This window comes from Mesorhizobium sp. M7A.F.Ca.CA.004.04.2.1, assembly GCF_004022825.1.
In the GTDB taxonomy this organism is placed as follows: Bacteria; Pseudomonadota; Alphaproteobacteria; order Rhizobiales; family Rhizobiaceae; genus Mesorhizobium.
The window spans coordinates 1-3,307 of record NZ_RZPH01000690.1 but is presented as its reverse complement, the minus strand read 5'-3'; the positions used below and the strand labels follow the sequence as shown (position 1 = coordinate 3,307).

At 62.4% G+C, this 3,307-nt stretch carries 4 protein-coding genes; 2 read left to right on the top strand and 2 right to left on the bottom strand.

Annotated features, from left to right (window positions below; all coding sequences use genetic code 11):
• The first annotated feature begins 125 nt into the window (after nt 1-125).
• Nucleotides 126-1,376: a cytochrome P450 gene (locus EN893_RS25290; protein WP_127269908.1), complete on the top strand. Its 1,251-nt coding sequence runs from the start codon at nt 126-128 to the stop codon at nt 1,374-1,376.
• Between the two features lie 54 nt (nt 1,377-1,430).
• Nucleotides 1,431-2,156: a transporter substrate-binding domain-containing protein gene (locus tag EN893_RS25285; protein ID WP_236383322.1), complete on the top strand. Its 726-nt coding sequence runs from the start codon at nt 1,431-1,433 to the stop codon at nt 2,154-2,156.
• Nucleotides 2,157-2,226: 70 nt separating this feature from the next.
• On the opposite strand, the gene EN893_RS25280 is transcribed toward EN893_RS25285, so the two are convergent.
• Nucleotides 2,227-2,577, bottom strand: a complete 351-nt coding sequence (locus tag EN893_RS25280; protein ID WP_127269930.1) for a cupin domain-containing protein — start codon at nt 2,575-2,577, stop codon at nt 2,227-2,229.
• Between the two features lie 6 nt (nt 2,578-2,583).
• A partial coding sequence (locus tag EN893_RS25275) for a PLP-dependent transferase (RefSeq protein ID WP_206640170.1) occupies nt 2,584-3,307 on the bottom strand: 724 nt, incomplete at its 5' end.

The window sequence follows — 3,307 nt, the reverse complement described above, 5'->3', positions numbered from 1 at the left end:
CACCGACAACGATCACCTTCATCAAATCAGACTTTCCGCAGCCGGTTGGCTGGCTCAACGTATTGGATTGCGGGCGCCAACATACGGTCTGGAACCAAGCTGGCAAGCCGCGCTATTGGTCTGGCATGAGCAAATGGACGCCTACCGCCCTGGCCTTTGATCCAGCCACTCGACATCTGCGGCTCGACCCGCACGAGCCGGCCTTTTTTCAAAACCCTTATGATGCCTATGCTTTCCTGCACGGCGTATCGAATGCATTCTTCTGGGAAGAATTCGGCTTCTGGTGCTTTGGCGGTTTCGACGACGTCAACCGGCTGCTGCGCGATCGCCGCTTCGGCCGGCAGAACCCGGCCGGCATTCCAGACAGCCGCGGCATTGGACAGGACCGCAGCCATCTCAGGGCCTTCGACGGCGTCGAAGCCAATTCGATGCTGGAACTGGAGCCGCCGGTGCACACGCGGCTGAGAACACTGGTCAACCGCGCCTTCGTCTCGCGTCAGGTCGAACGGCTGCGGGCGCGTGTCGAGGCTTTGGCCAACGAGTTGATCGACCGTTTCGAACCAGGCAAGGCGGTCGACCTGTTGCCTGCTTTCGCGGCGCCCTTGCCGATCACCATCATTGCCGAAATGCTCGGTGTCCCGGTCGAAATGGGGCCGCAACTGCTCGACTGGTCGCACCAGATGGTCGCCATGTACATGCATGGCCGCACACGCGCGATCGAAGAGACGGCCAACCGTGCCGCCCGCGAATTTGCGGATTTCCTCCGTGGCTACGTCACCGAGCGACGCCGAAATCCCGGCGACGACCTGTTGTCGCTGCTGATCTCGGCGCAGGAGGACGGTGAGAGGCTGTCGGAGGACGAGATGGTGTCCTCGGCGATCCTGCTGCTCAATGCCGGCCATGAAGCGACCGTGCATCAGACCGGCAATGCCGTCCGCTCGATCCTTATGCAGGGCGGCGATGTCAGCCGCTTCTTCGGTTCGCCCGAGGCGACCGCGGCAACGGTCGAGGAATGCCTGCGCTTCGACGCGCCGCTGCACATGTTCGCGCGCTATGCCTATCAGGAGATCGAGGTCGCGCCCGGCATCGTCGTGCAGCCGGGCGAGACGATCGGGCTGCTGCTGGGCATGGCCAATCATGACCCACGCGCCTTCGCCGATCCCCTCGCCTTCCGGCCCGACCGTGCCGACCAGAAGAACGTGTCCTTCGGCGCCGGTATCCATTTCTGCATCGGCGCGCCGCTCGCCCGGCTCGAATTGCAGGTGTCGCTGAAAACCCTGTTCGAACGGCATCCGAAGCTGCATCTTGCCGAAGAGGCGCGCTTTCGGGACACTTACCATTTCCATGGGCTGGAAACGCTCGCCGTCGGCTTTTGACGGCCACAAGCCGGGGCTGCCTCAGACTGTGCCCGGGGAATAGGTGGCGCCGGTTTGCCTGATCTGACTGAGTTGAAATTCGCCTTCCTGGAAGAGCCGCCATTCTGCTTTGCAGGTGCATCGGGCGAGGTCTCAGGCTGTGACGTCGAGCTTGCGCGCAGGCTCGGTGACATGCTCGGATTGGCGAGCTTTAAGCCGATCGAAGCCGAATTCGCTGAACTGCTGCCGGGATTGGTCGAGGGTCGTTGGACCATGACGACCGGCCTGTTCGTCTCCGAAGAGCGCAGGCAGCTTGTCGACTTCACACGGCCGATCTGGGCGCTGCAGGACGGGTTGCTGGTCGCGAAACACAATCCGCGTGGCTTTCGCGGCTACCAATCCATTGCCGAGGACCGGACAGCGTTGATTGGTGTCATAACCGATCAGGTTCAGCATCTTACGGCGTTGCACAACGGAATCGCGCCCGAGCAGGTCAGGACGTTTGCAACGCAGGCGGATGCGGCGGACGCAGTGGCCAGCGGCGCGGTGCACGCCTACGCCAGCGTTGCGATGGCGCACCGAGGCTATCTGACCCGGCGGCCCGATATGCCGCTTGGGCTTGTCGAGGTTCCCCCGATTGAAAAGCAGCCGTCGGCCGGTGCCTTCGCGATCGCCAAAGGCAATTCAGCCCTGCTCCGGCGCATCGATGCTTGCCTCGATGAATTGGTGGGCAGCGACTGGCACCGACGGATGATGGCGCGATACGGATTCTCGGACAGCGATATCGACCGCATCGTCTGATCCGTGCATCTTTTGTTGTTCGACCATGATCTTTACCCGAAAACCGGCCTCCACTTTTCGGGATCACGGTCTACAGCTTGATCACATACTCCTTGCGAGTCGTTTCAAGCACTTCCCAGCTGCCTTTGAAGCCGGGCCTGAGCACGAAGCTGTCGCCGGCCTTGACGGTACGCGCCTGCCCGCCGTCTTCCGCGATCACCGAAACGCCGGACAGGATGTGGCAGAACTCCCATTCGTCATAGACGATGCGCCATTTGCCCGGGGTCGATTCCCAGATGCCGGCGTAAAGGCCGCCGTCGCGCTCCTCGACATTCCAGGTGAGGAATTTGGGATCGCCCGAGATCAGCCGATCCGGCGTCGGCGCGCCCTGTTCGGCGTCGACAGTGTCGACGCCGATGGCAAGAAATTTTGACTCGCTCATGATCGGTCAGACCTTGGCTAGCGCCTGTTCGAGGTCGGCGACGATGTCGTTGACGTCCTCGATGCCAATCGAAAGCCGCACCGTGTCCGGTCCTGCGCCGGCCTTGACCTTCTGCTCGTCGGAAAGCTGGCGGTGCGTGGTCGAGGCCGGGTGGATGACCAGCGACTTGGTGTCGCCGACATTGGCCAGGTGCGAGAACAGCTCGAGCGCCTCGACAAATTTCACGCCGGCGTCATAGCCGCCCTTGAGAGCGAAGGTGAACACGGCACCGGCGCCCTGCGGCGAGTATTTCTTCTGCAGCGCATTGTTCTTATCGGTCGGCAGGCCTGGATAGTTCACCGACGCGACCTTGGGGTGGTTGGACAGCCAGGCGGCGACCGTCACGGCGTTGTCGCAGTGGCGCTGCATGCGAAGCGGCAAGGTCTCCAGGCCGGTCAAGATGAGGAAGGCGTTGAAGGGCGAGATCGCCGGACCGAGATCGCGCAGGCCGAGCACGCGCGCGGCAATGGCGAAAGCGAAATTGCCGAAGGTTTCGTGCAGGACAAGACCGCCATATTCGGGGCGCGGTTCCGACAGCATCGGGTATTTGCCCGACTTCGACCAGTCGAAGGTGCCGCCGTCGACGATGGCGCCACCGATCGAATTGCCGTGGCCACCGATGAACTTGGTCAGCGAATGGACGACTATGTCGGCGCCATGCTCGATCGGCCGGATCAGGTAGGGCGAAGCC